Annotated in this window: 16 protein-coding genes; 6 read left to right on the forward strand and 10 right to left on the reverse strand. The window is 63.4% G+C overall.

The genetic code is table 11. The annotated features are described in order from the left end of the window. Positions 1–27: 27 nt before the first annotated feature. The 3 genes from AT302_RS18680 to macA are packed head-to-tail and all read right to left on the reverse strand — an operon-like array spanning position 28 to position 4,831. Positions 28–1,470, reverse strand: coding sequence for an efflux transporter outer membrane subunit (locus tag AT302_RS18680; protein ID WP_058379734.1), 1,443 nt, complete (start codon positions 1,468–1,470; stop codon positions 28–30). A 38-nt stretch (positions 1,471–1,508) separates the two neighbouring features. Next, complete coding sequence (locus AT302_RS18685; RefSeq protein ID WP_058380422.1) at positions 1,509–3,569, reverse strand: MacB family efflux pump subunit; 2,061 nt, start codon at positions 3,567–3,569, stop codon at positions 1,509–1,511. A gap of 59 nt (positions 3,570–3,628) precedes the next feature. Next, positions 3,629–4,831, reverse strand: a complete 1,203-nt coding sequence (gene macA / locus AT302_RS18690; RefSeq protein ID WP_058379735.1) for a macrolide transporter subunit MacA — start codon at positions 4,829–4,831, stop codon at positions 3,629–3,631. Between the two features lie 416 nt (positions 4,832–5,247). On the opposite strand from macA, the gene AT302_RS18695 reads away from it, so the two are divergent. After that, complete coding sequence (locus AT302_RS18695) at positions 5,248–5,883, forward strand: trimeric intracellular cation channel family protein (protein WP_058379736.1); 636 nt, start codon at positions 5,248–5,250, stop codon at positions 5,881–5,883. Between the two features lie 68 nt (positions 5,884–5,951). Here the strand turns inward: AT302_RS18695 and AT302_RS18700 are convergent, their stop codons facing one another. Further along, positions 5,952–7,274 carry a citrate synthase gene (locus tag AT302_RS18700; RefSeq protein ID WP_237171965.1) on the reverse strand — a complete coding sequence of 441 codons (1,323 nt, stop codon included), beginning with the start codon at positions 7,272–7,274 and terminating at the stop codon, positions 5,952–5,954. Between the two features lie 226 nt (positions 7,275–7,500). On the opposite strand from AT302_RS18700, the gene AT302_RS18705 reads away from it, so the two are divergent. From AT302_RS18705 to AT302_RS18715, 3 genes are all read left to right on the forward strand, one after another. Next, positions 7,501–8,865, forward strand: a complete 1,365-nt coding sequence (locus AT302_RS18705) for an MFS transporter (RefSeq protein WP_058379737.1) — start codon at positions 7,501–7,503, stop codon at positions 8,863–8,865. A gap of 70 nt (positions 8,866–8,935) precedes the next feature. Next, positions 8,936–9,925 (forward strand): substrate-binding domain-containing protein, encoded by a 990-nt coding sequence (locus tag AT302_RS18710; RefSeq protein WP_058379738.1) that lies wholly within the window; start codon positions 8,936–8,938, stop codon positions 9,923–9,925. Between the two features lie 48 nt (positions 9,926–9,973). Next, the gene (locus AT302_RS18715; RefSeq protein WP_084656321.1) at positions 9,974–10,741 is read left to right on the forward strand and encodes a class II aldolase/adducin family protein; all 768 of its coding nucleotides are present in this window, start codon (positions 9,974–9,976) and stop codon (positions 10,739–10,741) included. A gap of 42 nt (positions 10,742–10,783) precedes the next feature. On the opposite strand, the gene AT302_RS18720 is transcribed toward AT302_RS18715, so the two are convergent. The 6 genes from AT302_RS18720 to AT302_RS18745 form a co-directional block, all read right to left on the reverse strand. Beyond that, complete coding sequence (locus AT302_RS18720) at positions 10,784–11,341, reverse strand: TetR/AcrR family transcriptional regulator (protein WP_058379739.1); 558 nt, start codon at positions 11,339–11,341, stop codon at positions 10,784–10,786. An 86-nt stretch (positions 11,342–11,427) separates the two neighbouring features. Further along, positions 11,428–11,853 (reverse strand): type VI secretion system baseplate subunit TssE, encoded by a 426-nt coding sequence (tssE, locus tag AT302_RS18725; protein WP_058379740.1) that lies wholly within the window; start codon positions 11,851–11,853, stop codon positions 11,428–11,430. Between the two features lie 24 nt (positions 11,854–11,877). After that, a complete protein-coding gene (tssH, locus tag AT302_RS18730) occupies positions 11,878–14,658 on the reverse strand; it encodes a type VI secretion system ATPase TssH (protein WP_058379741.1) in 2,781 nt (926 codons plus the stop codon). A 136-nt stretch (positions 14,659–14,794) separates the two neighbouring features. Next, the gene (tssD, locus tag AT302_RS18735; RefSeq protein ID WP_058379742.1) at positions 14,795–15,292 is read right to left on the reverse strand and encodes a type VI secretion system tube protein TssD; all 498 of its coding nucleotides are present in this window, start codon (positions 15,290–15,292) and stop codon (positions 14,795–14,797) included. A 9-nt stretch (positions 15,293–15,301) separates the two neighbouring features. After that, positions 15,302–17,134: an OmpA family protein gene (locus tag AT302_RS18740; RefSeq protein WP_322788713.1), complete on the reverse strand. Its 1,833-nt coding sequence runs from the start codon at positions 17,132–17,134 to the stop codon at positions 15,302–15,304. Next, entirely contained in the window at positions 17,131–17,496 is a 366-nt protein-coding gene (locus tag AT302_RS18745) for a DotU family type IV/VI secretion system protein (protein WP_084656628.1), read from the reverse strand. The genes AT302_RS18740 and AT302_RS18745 overlap by 4 nt, the downstream gene beginning before the upstream one ends. 14 nt (positions 17,497–17,510) lie before the next feature. Between AT302_RS18745 and AT302_RS18750 the strand changes: the two genes are divergently transcribed. Together AT302_RS18750 and AT302_RS27360 are read left to right on the forward strand one after the other, a co-directional pair. Then, positions 17,511–18,608, forward strand: coding sequence for a hypothetical protein (locus AT302_RS18750; protein ID WP_058379744.1), 1,098 nt, complete (start codon positions 17,511–17,513; stop codon positions 18,606–18,608). A 71-nt stretch (positions 18,609–18,679) separates the two neighbouring features. Then, positions 18,680–18,937 (forward strand): PAAR domain-containing protein, encoded by a 258-nt coding sequence (locus tag AT302_RS27360; protein ID WP_084656322.1) that lies wholly within the window; start codon positions 18,680–18,682, stop codon positions 18,935–18,937. Position 18,938: the final 1 nt, after the last annotated feature.

Consider the following 18,938-nt stretch of genomic DNA (forward strand, 5'->3'; position numbering starts at 1 on the left):
TTTGCGATTGAGCCACGTCGGCTGGCATCAGCCCGCCGGCGGCGGCACGTCGCTGGCGGTGCCGCCACCGCCCAGCGTCTTGTACAGCGCCATGCGATTGTTAAGGCGATTCAGGCGCACCAGCGAATCGGCGCTTTGTGCATCACGCACACGCTGCTGCTGATCCAGCCATAACTGCACGCCCGTCGCCCCCGCCAGAAAACGCGAGCGCGCCAGCGTCTCGGCGCGCTGCGCCTGCGCGAGCGACAGCGTGCGCTGCTCGCCTTCGCGGGCTAGTTGTTCACGCGCCGACAATGCGTTCTCGACTTCGCCGAGCGCCGTGTAGAGCGTCTTGCGGAACAGGATCACGGCCTCGTCAAACTGCGTTTGCGACACCTTGATCTGCAACTGCATGGTGTTCCACTGAATGAACGGCAGTGCCAGCCCCAACCCCAGCGAGCCCACCGGATTCATCAGTGCACTCGAGAGATTCGTGCTCGTCGTACCGGCCTGCCCCGTCAGCGTGAACGTCGGATAGAAGCTAGTGCGAGTGACATCGACATTCGCCAGAAACCCGCGCAGGCGCCATTCAGCCGCACGCACATCCGGGCGGCGGCCCAGCAACTCGGCGGGCAATCCGGCCGGCACCACCGGCAACGCAGCATTCGGCAGGGCCGACGGTTCGGGCGCCGACTGCTCGGGCGGCCGGTCGAACAGGATGGCCAGTGCGTTACGGTTTTCGGTGCGCTGCTGCACGAGTTGCGTGATCGCGGCACGTTGCTGCGACAGGTTCTGCTCGGTCTGCGCCACATCCAGCCCCGAGACCGCGCCTGCCGCATACCTCGAGCGCACCAGCGCCAGCGTACGTTCTGCATAGGCGATGTTGGCTTCGGCGTAAGCAATCTGTTGATTCAGATAGCCGATCTGCCAATAGAAGCCCGCCGTCGAACTGATCAGCGACAGCCGGGTGGCCTCGCGGTCGGCGTCGGTGGCGTCAGCTTCCCAGCGGGCAGCGTCGCGCTGTGCGGCCAGCTTGCCCCACAGATCCAGCTCGTAGCTCACCTGCACCTGCATCTGACTGCCGCGCGACATCTGATGTGTGTCGAGCGTGCGGCTGACCTGACCATTGCCCTGTACGGCAACACCCGGCGTGAGATTCGTATTGGCAAGCCCCGCCTGCAATTGCGCGCGGTAGACGCGGATACCCGCCGCCGCCAGATCGTTGTTGGCGGCGAGTACGTCGGCGATAAGACGGTCGAGCACCGGGTCGCCAAAGGCGCGCCAGAAGTCCGGTGCCATGAGAGGCGCCGCGGCGGGTGCCGTGCCGGTCGGCGCTGCGGCGGACACCGGCGTCGCGGTGCCGCTCCATTGCGCAGGCACCGGCACCGCCGGCAGCGGGTCGTGGCGCACACCGGCGCAGCCGGAGAGCAACACCGTCGCGCTCGCCGCAAGCGCAAGCAGCGTGCGGGAAACCATGGGAAACGTTGCCATCGCAGAAATTGTGGAATTACGGATCATCAGTCGCTACCTCAATCGCGCGCGAGCGCTTCAACCGGATCGAGCCGGGCGGCGTTGCGCGCCGGCATGAAACCGAAGACCACACCGATGAGCGTCGAACACAGGAATGCCGTGACGATCGAACCCATCGAAAACACCATCTTCCATTTGGCGACGAACAGCGAGAACACGAAGCTCGCCCCAAACGACAGCGCAATACCGATCGCGCCGCCCATCAGACACACCATGACCGCCTCGACCAGAAACTGCTGCATGATGTCGCTCTGACGCGCACCGACGGCCATGCGAATGCCGATCTCCCGCGTGCGTTCAGTCACCGACACGATCATGATGTTCATCACGCCGATGCCGCCCACGACCAGCGAAATCACGGCAATCAGTGAGAGCAGCAACGTGAGCGACTGGCTGGTCTTCTCGACCGTCTTCACCACGCTGTCCATGTTGTAGGTGAAGAAGTCTTTGCGGCCGTGGCGCTGCGTCATCAACGTCTCAAGACTCTTTTCGGCAATCTTGCTCGGCTGACCGTCGCGCACCCGCACGGTGATGCTGTCGACGTTGCGTTGCCCGAAGAGCCGCCCGCTGGCCGTGGTGTACGGCACCCAGATGTTCAGGCTCTTCATGTCGCCAAAGGCGCTCTTCTTCTCTTCCGTCACGCCGATCACCACACACGGCAGGTTGTCGACGAAGATCACTTCGCCCAGCGGATTCGGGTTCGTCGGAAAGAGCTTGCGGCGCGTGTTCTGATCGATCACTGCGACCTGTGCCTGACGGCGCACCTCGTCGGGACCGAAGGCGATGCCCTGCGCGATCTTCATGCCGCGCACTTGGAAGAAACTCTCCCCGACGCCGGTCACGGTCGCGTTGGCGTCCACGTTGCGGTAGCGCAGCAACAGGTTGCGCGCGGTCTCGGGCGTCACGCTGTCGACATAGTTCTGCTCGGTCAGCGCGTACACGTCTTCCGGCACCAGCGTCTGAATCGTGCCGGCGCGGCTGTCGCCCCAGTCTTTGCCGGGATAAATGTTGATGGTGTTCGTCCCGATGCTGCCGATCTCGGCGAGCATGTAGCGCTTGGCGCCTTCGCCAATGGCCACGATCGACACTACCGACGTGATACCGATGATGATGCCGAGCATCGTGAGAAACGTGCGCAGACGGTGTGAGACCAGCGCAATCCACGCCATGCGGAACGCCTCGGCAAAGCGGCCGACGCCACCGGTCCACCGACGCTCGGGCATGGGTGACGTGTTGGCGAGTGCATCGCCGGTGGCTGCCGCCGTGGCCGCGTTTGCGTCTACCGTCGCCTTCGCGGCATTGGCGGCATTGGCGGCTTCGTCACCGTCTTCGTCCGACGCCTCGGGCGCCACCGCATCGTCATCGGTCACCGGCGTGTTCTGCCGGTCGGCGACCACTTCGCCGTCGCGAATCTCGATGATGCGGCGCGCATGCGCGGCCACGTGCTCGTCGTGCGTAACGATGATGACCGTATGCCCGAGCGCGTTGAGTTCGCGCAGGATACGGATGACTTCCTTGCCGCTACGGGTATCGAGCGCCCCGGTCGGCTCGTCGGCCAGAATTACGTCGCCGCCGTTCATCAGCGCACGGGCAATACTCACGCGCTGCTGCTGACCACCGGACAACTGGCTCGGCCGATGGTGCGTACGATCCGCCAGTCCCAAACGGGAAAGCAGTTGCTCGGCCCGGGCGCGGCGAGCCGCGTGCGGTGCACCGGTGTAGACCGCCGGCATCTCCACATTCCCCGCAGCCTCCAGATGGGGCAACAGGTGATAACGCTGGAAGATGAAGCCGAAGTGTTCGCGGCGCAGTTGGGCCAGCGCGTCGGCATCGAGATCACGGGTCTCACGCCCGGCCACGCGGTAGCTGCCTTCGCTCGGGTGGTCGAGACAGCCAAGAATGTTCATCAGCGTCGACTTGCCGGAGCCCGACGCGCCCATGATCGCAACGATCTCCCCCGCCTCGATGGTGAGGTTCACGTTGCGCAGCACGACGACGTCGCGATCACCCGCCGGAAACCGCCGCGTGATGCCGGTCAGTTCGAGCATGGGATGCGCCATCGGGTGCGACGGGGCCGGGTGTGTCGCGCAGGGGGGCGTCATGGTTTCAGCCATTGCCATTACCCCACGCTGACCGAAGCACCGGACGCATCGTTGCGTGCGTCCTTGACGTCGCCGGCCTCACCGATCACGACCTGATCGCCAGCGGCGAGCCCTTCCTTCACCTCGACCTTCACGTTGTTGTTCAGCCCGGTGCGGACCTGACGCGTGACGACCTTGCCGTCTGCACCCACTACCCGCACGTCGTAGCGCCCATCGGCCTGCTTCTTGCCCAGCGCGGCCACGGGAATGCTCAGCGCCTGCTTGGCGGTGCTCAGCAGCACATTGACCTGTGCGGTCATCGAGATGCGCAGCTTGTGATCGGGGTTGGGCACTTCGAACAGCGCGTTGTAGAACACCGCCGTGTTGCTGCGCGACCCGCCCAGCCCGCCGAGCGAGCCCTGCGTGTCGAGGAAGTTCTGCGGTGCCGGTTCGATCGCGCGCAGCTTGCCGTAGTAACGCTTGTCCGGCTCGCCAAGAATCGTGAAGTACGTCGTCTGGCCCGGCGCGATGCGAATCACGTCGGCTTCCGACACCTGTGCCTTGATGGTCATCGTGTCCAGATCAGCCAGCTTCATAATCACCGGTGCCTGCTGCTGGGCAATCACGGTCTGGCCTTCCTGCGTGACGATGGCCACGACCTGACCGTCCATCGGCGCGACGATACGCGTGTAGCCGAGGTTGGCGCGGGCCGATTCGATCTGAATCGCCGCCGAACGGATCTTCGCTTCCAGCGCCGCCAGATTCGCCCGTTGTGCGTCGAGATCGGCTTGTGCCGCTTCGAAATCCTGACGCGAGGTCGCGTCGTCCGGCAGCATCTGCCGCTGACGCCGGAACGCCAGATCGGCCTTCGCCAGCAACGCCTGTGTGGCGCGGCGTTGCGCTTGCAGGTCCTGCTCGTTGGCTTCGGCCTGACGCAGCGTGTTCTGCGAGAGCACCGGATCGATCTCGGCGAGCCACTGGCCCTTGGTCACCTTGTCGCCCAGCTTGACCTTGAGCGACTTCAACTGCCCCGACACCTGCGCGCCGACATCCACCTGCGTGAACGCCACCAACGTGCCGGTGGCAAGCACGGAATTCTCGAGGTCGCTGCGCTCGACCTTGGCGGTCAGATACTGCGGCGGCTTCGGCGAGACGACACTGCGAATCCCGAGAATCAGGAGAACGGCGAGCACGGCAAGACTGGCGACGAGATAACGCCGGCGTCGAATGAACTGGATCATGGAGCGATGTGAACGATCAAAGAAGGCGCGTCGAAGAAAGCGGGTTGCCCGGGCCGGCACCGCGCAGAGGCCATCTGAAGATCAGACGGGTGGGACGTGGCGCCGGTGCCGCTTGCCTGCCGGCCGACCGGCCAGCCAGAGCAGTGGCCAGTTCCACGCCTCCCCTCGGCAGCACCGTTCGGAGCACGAAAAGTAGAGAGTTTAAGGGCTTTGCTGCTTTTGAAAGAAGATCACCGCACCAAACGCATCAGAAACTCTCCTCGTTGGAAGCAGTGTCTCACTGGCCCATGACGCTGAAAACTTGTACAAATCACAGTTGGCCGGATCGCGTGAGTCCGGCAACGTGCCCGGCAGACCGTTGCCGCCGGACGCAGTGGTACGCGGTGGTATATTCCCCCCGCACTTCAGGGAACCTTATGAAAACCGAAATCTTCTACGCTCTCTACCTGATCGCCATCGTGACCGAAGCGATGTCGGGCGCGATCATGGGGATGCAACGCGGCATGGACCGCTTCGGACTCGCCTTCGTCGGCATGGTCACCGCGCTCGGTGGCGGCACGATTCGCGACGTATTGTTCGGCCGCCATCCGCTGGTTTGGATCGCACATCCGGAGTACCTCTTGCTCACGCTCGGGGCGGCCACGCTCGCGTCCATCGTCGCGCGCCACATTCACCGGCTGCGCATGACCTTCATCACCGTGGACGCCATCGGGCTCGCCGCCTTCACGATTCTCGGCTGCGACATCGGCATGACCGTGAGTACCAGCCCGGTGATCGTCGTGTTGGCAGGGGTGCTGACCGGCATCGGCGGCGGGATGCTGCGCGATCTGCTGTGCGGACAGGTACCAATGGTGCTGCGCCGCGAAATGTATGCGAGCGTGGCGTGCATCGCCGGTGCGCTCTACGTCGCCATGCTGCACTTCGGCGTCGAGAACGGCATCGCCACGGCCATCGGCTGCGTGGCGGGCTTCGTCATCCGCATGCTGGCCGTGTGGTTCGGCTGGCGCTTCCGCACCTTCGAGAACGACGCGCCGGCGGAACCGCTGCATTGATCGGTACACGCATCGCATCAAAAGCAAGGCGACGCCCAGCAAAGGCGTCGCCTTTTTTCATTGTGCGATCACGGCTGACGTGGATCGACGGGCGGTGCGACCGCTGGCTCGATAGGTCCGCCAAAGCCGTACTTCGCGCGCGGGCGCAGCATGAACGCCTGCGTGCGCTGTTCCATCACATGTGCCACCCAGCCAGCCGAGCGACCAACGACCCAGATCGCCGTCGCGGTGCCGTCCGGCAAGCCGAGGGCACGCGCCAGCACAACAATGCCCATGGCCAAACCCGGATGTGCACTCAACTCCAAACGCATGCGCGCCAGAAAATCGAGCGTCAGGCGAGTCCCCACCGCGCGCTGCGTGTGGATACCCGCCGCCTCGTCGCGCTGTGCAGCGAGTTCAGCCAATTGCAGCATCAGATCGGCACGCGCATCGCCGCCCGGATAAAGCGGATGGTTGAAGGCAAACAGGCTCGCGCCATATTCGCGCACTCGGTCCTTGCGTGAATCGAGCGCGTCGAGCGGTTCGCACAGCAGCAGCGTCTCGATCTTCTCGGTGCTGGTGCCCGTTGAAAAACCGATGTGCGAGCCGATGGCTGCGGCCACGCAACTGAACAGATCAGCATTGGTCGATGCCGCCACCCGTGCCGCAAACGTCGCCGGGGCCAACTCGTTATCGGCGGTCAGCACCAGCGCTGCATTCACCGCGCGCAGGTTCTCCGGCGTCACCTCGGCACCGGCCGCGCGCAAGATCTGCGCCGCCACGGTCTCGTCGGCGTTCCGTGCCACGTATGCGCGCTTGGGTCCGAGAAACCCCACGCATCCCGCCATGCAATGCAGCATCAGACGCGCCGCCTGCACCGCGCTGCCGTCGGCAATTTCGCGCGGCCCGCGCCCCTGCATCGCCAGCGCAAACGGCACCATGCCGAGCAGATTGCCGATGTCTGCGCTGGCCACTTCGCCGTTGTAAGTCGAAAGAAAACGCAGCACGTCGGGCGGCGTCTCCTGCGGCGACCAAACGGCGAGGCTGTCCTGCCAGATGCCGGTCATCAGCAAGTGCACCACCGACTCGAACGACGCCCCGGCACTCGCCAGATCGGTCGCCAGCCGGTTGCGATAACGCGGCCCGTGCGGCGTGATCTGGGTAATCGCCGAATGCAATACCGGGTCACCGAAGCGCATGGTCGATTCAGCCACCGAACCGGTCGGTGCGCGCCCACGCTTGCGGGTGCCCAGACGCTCAACGTCGCGGCGCAGGTAGAGGCTCTTACGGCCATCCTCGTGCGGACGCGCCCGGATCAACCCACGGCTCACATAGGCGTACAACGTGGCCGGTTTGATCTCCAGCAGCGCGAGCACTTCCTCACGCGTCATCAAGTCGTTTTGTTGCGTCATCGTAGTCCCCGGGGAAACCCGTACCCTGCGCAACCCCTTGCCGGATAAGGATTCCCGTCGAGCATTCGTTAAAGATTCGTCACATGATGCCACAGTGATATTGACTTTAATAATCAATATTGATAAACACAAAATCGGCCAGTAAAGTCAACTCCGAACACACAACAAAGGCACTGCGGGACCGGGTTCGTCCGGTGCTCAGCAGGCCGACCATCGGAGACAAGGCATGGCCCAGAACAACCCATCGGGGTACGCCGAACGCATCGACGTTCGCGACACCCTGCAAGCCGCCCCGCTAGGGGCGTATCACTTCAAGCTGGCGATTCTGCTGGCGCTCATCCTGCTGTTCGACGGCTACGACCTCTACAACGCCGCCTACATCGTCCACGACGTGGCCTCGCTCTGGCATATGTCGCCGAGTCAGATCGGCGTGCTGCTGTCGTGCGGACTGGCCGGTTTTGCGGCGGGCTCTGCCGTCTCGGGTCTGTTCAGCGACCGTATCGGACGCCGCCGCGTGCTGCTCACCGGCATCTGGCTCGCGGGGCTGTTCAGTCTGGCGATTGCGCTCTTCGCACACGACCTGACCACGTTCATTGCGCTGCGTTTCGTGATGGGCATCTCGCTCGGCCTGCTCATGCCAGTGGCCGTGACTTACATCAACGAGATCGCCCCGAAGCGCAGTGCCAACGTCTTCACCATCGTGTTCTTCACTTGCGGCTGGATCGGCGGCGCCACCGCGTCGGGTTTCATCGCGGCGTGGCTGATTCCGCAGTACGGCTGGCAGAGCATGTATTTCGTCGGCGCACTGTCGGTCGTGCTGGCGCTGGTGTTGCAGTTCGTATTGCCGGAGTCGGTGTCGTTTCTCGCCAGTCGCGGCCATCAGGACGCCGTGCGGGCGCAACTCACCCGGTTGTGGCCTGCCCGTGCAGCGGAGTTTGCCAACGCCGTATTCACGTCGCCCGACGCAGGCGTGAAAGCCGGTTCCGTCGCGGCACTGTTCTCTGGAGCCTTCCGCCGTCAGACGTTGTGTTTCTGGGCGATGGGTGCACTGTCGCTGTTCTCGTCGTACGGGCTGTCGGGCTGGCTGCCGACCATCATGTTGAAGCGCGGCGAAAATCTCTCGACGAGTTTTGCCTACGGCTCACTGCTGGTATTCGCATCCGCCTTCGGCAGCCTGATCTGTGGTGTCGTCGCCGACCGCATCGGCAACCGCCGTCTGGCCATGTCGCTGGCGTGGCTTGCCGGAGCGGCCGCCATCGGCGTGCTCGCCGTCGCGACCGGCGGCAAGGTGACGTTTCTGGGGATCGTCGTGGCGGGCATGTTCGTGATCGGCACGCAGACGGTGCTCAACAATCTCGTCGCCGTGAGCTACCCGACAGAGATTCGCAGCACCGCCGTCGGCCTGTATCTGGGTATCGCACGCGTCGGCGCCATGTGCGGCCCGGCTATCGCGGGCGTGCTGCAACAGGCCACCGGCGGCGCAGGCGCCATGTTCGTGGTGCTGGGCGCTGCGCTGGTGAGCGCCGCCGCGCTCGTGTTCCTCGTGGCCCGGCCCGAAAGCCTGCCGAAAGCGCCCGCCTTCGGTCACTGAATCTGCCCATGCAATTCGGCGCGGGCATCCGAGCGATGTCTGCGCCCCTCCCCCGACATTGGAACGCGTCATGTCCAAGCTCACACTCTCGCTCGCCGTCAACGATTACGACCATGTGCGCGACCTGCTCACCGGTCGTGTCACCGCCGAAGGTATCGAACTCGTGCCGTCGGTGTTACCGGTTGAGGAGATCTTTTACCGCACCACCCACTTTCAGGAGTGGGACCTCTCGGAGATGTCGCTGGCGAAGTACGCTTCACTACGCTCGCAGGGCGACGACCGTTTGATCGGCTTACCGGTGTTTCCCTCTCGTGTGTTCCGGCTCTCGTCACTGTATGTGCGCAACGACGGCAGCGTGCGCTCGCCGGCCGACCTGCGCGGTAAATGCGTCGGCGTGCCCGAGTGGGCGCAGACCGCCGCCGTCTATTCACGCGGGTGGCTGGCCCACGAGCAGGGTGTCGCGCTGGAAGAAATCGAGTGGGTGCAAGGCGGCGTGAATCAGGCGGGCCGACGCGAAAAGGTGGATGTGCAACTTCCGGCCGGTGTGCGTTACCGGCCGTCGCCCGATCGATCGCTTACCGCCCTGCTGCTCGACGGCGAGATCGACGCCATCTTCAGTGCGCGACCACCCACGCCGCCTCTCGGACGGGAAGGCGAGGTCGTGCGTCTGTTCAAGGATTTTGCGGCGGAAGAACGTGCCTATTTCGACAAGACCGGCATCTTCCCGATCATGCATCTGATCGTGATGCGTCGTGATGTGTTTGCCGCCAATCGCTGGATCGCGGGCAACTTGCTGAAAGCCTTCACGCAGGCGAAGGACGCCAGCATCGCGCGGCTCGACGACATTACCTGCTCGCATTTCCCATTGCCGTGGATGAGCGAGCACGCGGCGTCAGCACGCGCCATGTTCGGTGCCGACCCTTGGCCCTACGGCATCGCCGCCAATCGCACCACCCTCGACGCCTTCCTGCGCTTTGCCTTCGAACAAGGCGTTTGCCATTGCCCGATGCAGGCTGACGACCTGTTCCCGCCCGAAACGCACGCGGCCGTCAGGGTCTGAGGCACGTCCTGCCATCCCCATTTCTGTAGCAATTTTTCGCTGAACACCATGACGCAAACCACCACCATGCCCTACACCCCCGCCGTCACCGAGCACGACGCGCAATCCATCGCGCAACTGTTGGAAGACCTCGCCTCGGCCAACCATATCCTCGCGCATCACGAAGTGCTCGACGGCTTCGGCCACGTAAGCGCGCGCGATCCGCGCAATTCGCAGCACTTCCTGATCGCGCAGTCGATGGCCCCGGAGTTGGTCACCCCAGACGACATCCTCACCCTCGACTTCGACTGCCAGCCGGTCGACGGCGACACCCGAAAGCGCTATCTGGAAACGTGGATTCACAGCGAGATTTACCGCGCGCGGCCCGATGTCATGTCGATCGTGCACAGCCATGCGCCGTCGGTGATTCCGTTTGCGGCGTCGAGCGTGCGCCTGCGCCCGGTGTATCACATGGCGGGTTTTCTCGGCAGCGGCTCGCCGGTGTTCGACATCCGCCATTGTTTCGGTTGCACCGACATGCTCGTGCGCAACAGCGATCAGGGTAAGGCGCTCGCCGACACGCTGGGTGACTTTGACGTTGCGCTGATGCGCGGCCACGGTTTCGTGACCACCGGCCCATCACTGCCCGCGTCGGTGTATCGCGCGATCTATACCTCGCTTAACGCCGACATGCAGTACAAGGCCGTCACGCTCGGCGGCGATGTGACCTATCTCGATGAAGAGGAAGGCAAGCGCTCGACGGCGACCAATCTCGGCGTGATGGAACGGCCGTGGACGTTGTGGAAACGTCAGGTCGCGGCGCTCAGAAAGGATTGAGACGTTCGGGAGTCGGCGGGAGGTGGCGCGAAATGACTGGACTCAGCGCTTGCCGTGACCGAGCGCTTCCATGGCGGCCTGCGTAATGATCGGCCGCCACTCGCGCTTCTGATCGGCGCGCACGGCCTGCAAGGCCGTTGCGCCCAGACCGGCGAATGCGCTGGTCACGCGCACGATACGTTCGAGATCGAGCTTCGTCAGATCGATGCCCAGCGCGTCGTACAGAATCATGCCGATTTCGATCAGCGCCGGATCGCCGTCCGGCGCGTTGTCGGAAATCCGGTTGGAAAACGCCGACACGCCCGGCCAGTCGTAGGTAAATTGCACGGCATCGTCGACCAGTGCCCGGTCGCGCTCGATGCCGACCGGAATCCCTTTCACCCGCTCGCGCAACTCGATCATGTGGTTGCGCACCACGCCGACCGCCGCTTCGTAGATCGCCAGTTTGCTCGGGAAGTGATGCAGCAGTCCGGCCTTGGAGTAATTGACGGCGTCCGCGATCTGCTGGAGCGACGTCTGCTCGAACCCGTGGCGGGCGAACAGACCGGCGGCGCGTTCAATGATATCGGCGTTGATTTCGGCTTTCGTCGGCTTGGGCATGCGATCAGGAACTCGGAAGCAATGGCAGGTGATAGACGGATTCTATAACTTCACAGGTCTCACCGATCAATCGCGCCACTGCGGCGTCAACACCCCTCCGGCTGCCGGCGCATCAGCAACACGCGCCCGCGCGGTTCGAAGTACGTGCCAAACCGCACCAGCCCGCTTTTTCTGAGATGGCACGTCATCTCGAAACTCATGACCATGCCGGGGTCGTCGTTCGGCAGCACATCGACGTCAATCGCACGAATACGTGGCTCATATTTGAGCAACGTCGCCTCCATTTGCGCCTGAAGCAGGCTCGCCGACGCAGGCAATGCGCGATAGATCTCGGAAAGATCGGGAAGACCATATTCCGGCAAGTGCTTGAGCGCCCCAGCGCGCGTATTGAGTACCCGCTGCACGTTTTGCTGCACGCTCATGAACTCCAACGTCCGGTCGTCGTAGGCATGTAGCGGCTCACCGCCAATATGTCCCAGCAGCATGTCGTAAAGCGATGGGCCAGCCGGCATATGTGTTCCCCTATCAGGCAGTTGTCATTCGGTGATCAGGCAGGTGGACGGTGTCTGTGACGCCGTACCCGCCGGCAAGGCATTTGGATCGACGGCTGCGGCGAAATCAATATCGAGCTGCCCGTCTTCCGATGCCGTCAACACGATGCTCGCGGGTTTGTCGCCGGCAGCCAGCCGGGTCAGCAACTCGTGCGACAGCGCCGGCAGGATGCGTTGATTGATGAAAGCATCGACGTTGCGCGCGCCCGACTCCCGCACCAGGCAGCGCTGCGCCATGAGGCCGGCGAGTGCGTCGTTCCAGGTGAGCTCGATACCATGCTGGCGCCGCAAACGTGCTGCCGTCTTGCCCAGCTTCATCGTCGCGATGCTGTGCAGTGCCGATACGTCCAGCGGGCGATAGATCAGCGTCTGGAAGCGCGCGAGCAACGCCGGCTGGAAGTGCGCGACCAGTTCGGGACGTACCGCTTCGAGCAGTGCCGCGTGGGCAATGTCGGGGGTGTCTGCGGTCACTGTGTCGATCGTGCTGCTGCCCAAATTCGAGGTCATCAGAATGACGCAGTGGCGGAAGTCGATTTCGCGTCCCTCGCCGTCGCGCATCATGCCGCGATCAAAGACCTGATAGAACATGTCGAGCACGTCGCGATGGGCTTTCTCGACCTCGTCGAGCAACACCACGCTATAGGGGCGTTGCCGGACCGCTTCGGTCAGCACCCCGCCTCGCCCGTACCCCACATAGCCCGGCGGCGCGCCCTTCAATTGCGACACCGTATGCGCTTCCTGATACTCGGACATGTTGATCGTTGTCAGCGCCGCCTCTCCCCCGAAGAGCAGATCGGCGAGCGCCAGTGCGGTCTCCGTCTTTCCGACACCGGACGGCCCCGCCAGCAGGAACACGCCCATGGGCGCACTCTCCGGCTTCAGCCCCGCCTTGGCGATACGAAGACTCTCGGCCAAGGCATTCAGCGCATCCTCCTGTGCGACAACGCGCTCGCTCAGCCCCGACTGCATCGCGAGCAAGCCGCGCAATTCGTCTTCGAGCAGATTGCCTGCGGGAACACCGGTCCACTCGGACACCACCCGCGCCACCGCTTGCGCATCCACATCGGCATAGATCAGCGGGTGCTTGCCCTGTGCATCGGCCAGTGCCTCGCGAGCGGCACGAAATGCCACGGCATCGCGTGTCTCGGGTGGTAAATCGCTTTGTTCACGCACGGCGCGAACCAGATCGCGTTCTCGCGCATAACGTGCCGCGAAGACCTCCGACGCCGCGTTGGCCGCGGCAACGCTCGCCGCCAGTTCCGCCAGACGTGTGACCCCGTCGTCGCCGCGAGAAGCCCCCTTGGCTACATCAGCCTCAAGGGCCGCCAGCTCGATCTTCAGCGCGTTGACGGTGGCGGCAGCGTGCTGCAATTCGGACGGTGGCGATTCGAGACCCACCCGCACGCGTGCAGCGGCAGTATCGATGAGATCGACCGCCTTGTCGGGCAACTGCCGCGACGGGATATATCGCCGCGAGAGGTTGACGGCAGCGACAATGGCCTCGTCGCGGATATGCACCTGGTGGTAGCTCGCATACCGCGCCTTGAGTCCACGCAGCATCAGGCAGGCGGCAGCATCGTCGGGCTCTTCCACTTTGATCATCTGGAAGCGGCGTTCAAGCGCAGCGTCGCGTTCGAAAAATTCCTTGTACTCCGCCCACGTCGTTGCGGCGATCGTGCGCAGTTCGCCGCGTGCGAGCGCGGGTTTGAGCAGATTGGCGGCATCGGCGCCGCCTGCCGCGTTACCCGCGCCAACGAGCGTGTGAGCCTCGTCGATAAACAGCAGCACTGGCACGTCGGATGCCTGCACCGCGTCGATCAGCGTTTTCAGGCGCTGCTCGAACTCCCCTTTCACACCCGCACCGGCTTGCAACAGACCGAGGTCGAGCGTCAGCACGCGTACGTTGCGGATGGCCTCCGGCACATCGCCCTGCACCACTCGCAGCGCAAGCCCTTCGACCAACGCCGTCTTGCCGACACCGGGTTCACCCACGAGAATCGGGTTGTTCTTGCGACGGCGGGCCAGCACGTCGACCATTTGTTGAATCTCACGGTCGCGGCCGAAAACGGGGTCGATTTCGCCCCCCATCGCCTTTTCCGTCAGGTCGATGGCATATCGCGCCAAGGCGTCGGCGCGTTGCGCGTTGTCTGCGGCCGGTGTCGACGGGAACCGTTTGCCTGCGCCAGCCGGCGCTGCCGGCTCGCCGTTCGTCTGCGACGGATGCGCCGCAGGCGAAAAGGCATCGCCCGCGTTTGCGCTCATTGCGTCATCTGCCCCCGCCAACGTGGAAAGATGCTCGCAGGTACGCGCGCCAAGCCGGGGCATGAATCGTGCAATCTGTGCGCTGCCAATGCTTAGCAATGGCCACGCGTCGCGCACGCGCAGCACATGCGGTGCGTCGACAACGGCTTGCAGCAGGTTGGCCGAGCGGATGGGCCATTGCGTGTCCTGCGAGCGCGAGTGCGTCCATGCATCTGCCAGCACGGCAGCAAGTTGAGGAGACAAAGCCGGTTTGCCCCGTAAATTGCGCGGCAGATGATCGATCGACGACACCAGCGCGTCCCAGATGGCATCGATACCGATGCCGTAATGCGCGAGGATGGCCGGAATATCGCCATCTCCCGCCTCCAGCAGCTTCAGCAGCCAGTGCTCGACGGTAATCTCGTCAGCGAGACGCATCCGGCAAAGACTGGCGGCGGCTTCGAGAGCGCTCGCACAGTGGGGATTGAGATGCTGGAGCAGGACGGTGGTATCGCGAGAGATCATGTCGGATGGGCAATATTGTCGTGGCGCAAAGGCCGCGGGAAACCTGCCGGTGCCGGGGTGTCACCGACAATCCCGGCGGCCGGCAGGTAGTCATCAACGCGCTACGTCAGGCGTTGCCTTAGGGCTTGACGCCCAATCAGGCAGCCTTGTCGCCGCGTTCGTTCCACGTGTCCTCATACTCGTGGTGGCCGTCGACAAACGTCCATTTGATCGCTTCGTAACGCAGTTCCACCGTTTCCATGTGATTGAATTTCTCAAACAACGGATCCTTGATGTTCTGCATCGTCGCCTTCACGCGCACGATCTTCACGTTGGTCATGACGATCGTGTGATAGATCTCTTCCTGACCGGCGCTGTTGACCGCGTACTCCTGAAGCGTGACCTCTTGCAGCGTCTTCCCCGAAGACATGGCCTTCTGGAGTTCCGTGCTTGAGCGGTCCTTCTCCTTGAGGAAGATAAACGGCTGGTGCACGCGCTTGCCTGTCAGCTTGCCGGTATTACCGTCGGTCGGCACAAAGATCTCGTGGTCGTATGAGATGACTTCCACTGAACCCTCACGCCCCTTGATGGTGACCGAGCCTTGAATCTTCTTGCCCGCGTTGTCCGTGAGGTACATATAACCCGGAATTGCCATGCTCTACTCCTAGATTGCTACTTCGACAGATACCCGGAGATCGCTCCCCGGGCGGTGATACCCCGAGACCAAAGGCCCCGGGAAAATGGAGGATCGATCGGGGCGCTCGACGTCGGGGATCAACGTAATCTCGACACGCCGGTTCTTCGCACGGCCGGCCTCGGTCCCGTTACTGGCGATCGGGCGGTGGGTGCCGTATCCCTGAATGGCGAACTGCGTCGCAGGAATGCCTGACGCTTCGACGAGCCAATTGCGCACCGCTTCCGCGCGGGCCGCGGAGAGCTTCAGATTGAACGCGGCATCACCCACGTCGTCGGTAAATCCGGCAATCAGAATCCGCTTGCCGGCATGCGCCTTGATCATCGCGAGCGCATCGACCATGCGCCGCGTCGAGCCCGGCTTCAACGTGGCCTTGCCGCTATCGAACATCGACAGGCTGTCGAGCGTGATCACCGACGGCGGCATCGGCGGCGGGACATAGGACGCAATCGCTTCGTTGAGCACCGGAATCAACGCCGCGCCCCGATACATACCGAACGACATGCGCAGGGGTGCCCCGAGTCGGGCATAGCGATCCAACCGATCACGCTCCGCCATCAGTACCCGTAGTGCTTCGCGCTTCGCAGTGTCGTTCTCTGGTGGTATCTGCGCGTACCGCACGAGATGCGAATGCACCTGAGCGAGCATTCGTTCGTTGTGTGTCGCCGCGCCCCAGAATGCAGCGCCGGCGGCACACGCCAGCAAGGCCACGCAATGCGTGAGCGTCCTCGTCAATGGCGATACCGGGCGTCGCCGCTGTAGCGCGGCAATCAATTGCTGCGGGAGGGGCCACGGGTTGGCGCTTGCTGCGGCGCGTGCTCGTGTGATCCGGGTCTGCACGCTAACGTCGGACGCCCATACCGAGTCGCCCTCGCTCGCGGGGCCGCAGTCGATCCACGCCACACCATGCAGCGCCACCGGCGGCGACGGTAGATCGGTTGCCGAGAGTTGTTTCAAGACCACGCGCTGCGTCCATGAAATCACCGACGCCAGGCTGGCCGCAAGTTCTGCCGCCCCGAGGGCACCCGCTGCATTTTGCGCATCCTGTTCAGCGGCGCGAACGATGCTTTCAAACCGTCGGGCATCTACGGGAAACGGTGCAACGCTCATCCCGTACCAACGCTCGGCGGTCTCTGAAACCACCTGTCCCTGCGCTTGCGCGGCAGCAGGCAAATCAGCAGGGATGCCCGACGTCAGGCGCTGATAAATCGCCACATACGCCGGCAAACGCCCCCCCTGCAATCCCGACGTATCCGCCACCGCCTGGCGCACCGAACGCAGCCGCTGCTCGATCGCGTCGCCGTGCGCGTGCAGCCCCGGCGCCACCGAAATCAACACGCCATCGGGCGGCGCACCGTCTCGGTACGCACCGACCGCCAATGCCGACTGCGGCAAATCCAGTGGATCGTCGACACGCAGCCAGATCGCGCCAAATCGCATGTGAATGTCGTTCGAACGGTCAAACGTGTCGAACAGCGCGGACAGGCCGTCGCCCGTCACCAGCAGCACCGGCGTGTCGCTCAGTTGCTCGAACGGCACCTCGGCAAGCAAGGCCTCCAGTCGAGCAAGCGTCGGGCTCGCGCCGGTGGCTGCGCGCGTCGGCCCGCGCCCACCCAGCCACAGCACCAACCCGCTGAGTGCGACGACCAGCACGCTGCACAGCCATGCGAGTTCTGTCTCGAACGGCATCACCCACCAGAGCACCGCAAGCGCCAGCACTGCGGCAACCACGACCATGCCACGTCGTGGATAAGCGACCCAGACCGCGCTGCCCGCATGGCGGCGACGTTGCGCGTCGCTCACCGATGCCCCGCCGTCACCGGGGTGATCTCTGCGAGTTGAGCGTCCAATGCCGCCGTCCAGACACCCCACACCAATGCCGCAGCCACGCAGGCGAACCCCGCAATGGCCCACGGTGACGCGCGATAAAGCCAGTCGGAGAGTCGCCGCTCACCGCGCTCGATGACAAACCGAGGTTCGTCCCACGGACGAAGGGCTTCGATCCGAGTATCAAGCGCCGTCATGAGCTCACGCCGCGCCGTCTCTCCACGCAGGGCGTAACGCCCGACGAAGCCAAGGCCGAGTACGACGGCATAGCACTCCAGCAAGTCCACCGATCCAGACGGCGAGTGAAGGTGCCGATGAAAATCTTCGCGTGCCGGCATCGGTAGGACGATGTGTGCACTTTGCTGCCGCACACGAACTCCGCTTCTACCAGAGACTGGATAGTCTGGAGAATACCCGCGGCGTTCAATATCTATATCCGGGTACCAGCGAGGACATTACGGGTGGCGCTCCCCCCGGAAAACTCGGTGCTCGCGCGGAGCTTCAGCGCGTGGTGCTTCGCGACATGCTGATCGAAGCGTTCTCTCATGGTGTAGCAATAGACTCGATCGAAGACATGGTCGTCCACAAGGGCGGGACCTACACAAAGTTCACCCTCGCGAACTCGATCAATTACGGAAGCAATACCTACCAGATCCCCGAACTCGTCAAGGCATACCAGCAAATCGTCCCACCAGCATCTCGGCTTAATTTCCTTGAACACATGCAGGTGTTCCTGCGTTGGATGGCGGTTCGATATCAATCGCCTGAGTTTCGATCGTCTGTTAGGAACCGCCTCGATCACCTGATGGATCAGCACAAGGTGCTTGTTAAAGAAGCTGACGATGCAGAGGCCGCCTACACGACATTGCGCCGTCAAAGGCCGCCGCCCGAAGCGATCACACTGGGACACGCACAAGCCCGATGGACTAAGGCCGTAGATCTCACGACGAAGTCGATGCACGAAATCGCTCTGGAAAAAGGGCGCCCGACCGAAGCTATTTGGGAGCGCATCCAGCGCGAAGCGGCTGATGTTTTGAAGCACGATTCGCGTCAGGAGGGATTGAGGCGCTCGGCAAACTTGCTGCGAGAGGCCAAGACCAATGGCGATTCTACGTGGGAGGCGTCCCTCGAAATGAGCGTTTCCACCCTCGAATCGATGCTATCGACCCCAGAACAGTTGGCCCTCGCCCAAGCATGGTCAATGGGTCTTAGCGGAAATCACCCGCTGCCCCCAAAAGTGATGGCGCTTTTCGATCTACTGGTTCACGACGCGTTGTTGACAAGCTGGCACGACCATCTGCTGTCTTCGTCACTTTATTTCAAAACCCGCGCGACCGATAAGTTCGGCGAGACCGATTACCTTGCCGAGGCCGAACAGGTAAAAGCGTCCGTCGCAGAAACGCAGCGTTTGCGGCGAGAAAACGACCCATCTTTGGTTGTTCCTCAATAGCCCAAGTCCCCAAACGGACGGCCTCCTCATTCTTTCAGCCCTCGTGCTGACGATCACTCGTACACATCACCATGGCAGGAATCATTCGCGTCGGCGATGGCCACACGGGCGGCGGCAGCGTCGTCGCTGGCTCCACGACATGCATTTTCATGGACCGCGCGGTCGCGCGTCTTCACGACCCGGTCACATGCCCCCGGCACGGCGACAACCGAATCGCCACCGCGACCTCCGGCGCACACGATCACGGCATTGAACTCGCGCAGCACAACGATCTGTGCGCCTGCGGCTGCCGTCTAATCTCGTCGTTGCCTAACGGCGGGTCTCGTTGAC

The organism is Pandoraea norimbergensis, assembly GCF_001465545.3.
Taxonomy (GTDB): Bacteria; Pseudomonadota; Gammaproteobacteria; order Burkholderiales; family Burkholderiaceae; genus Pandoraea; species Pandoraea norimbergensis.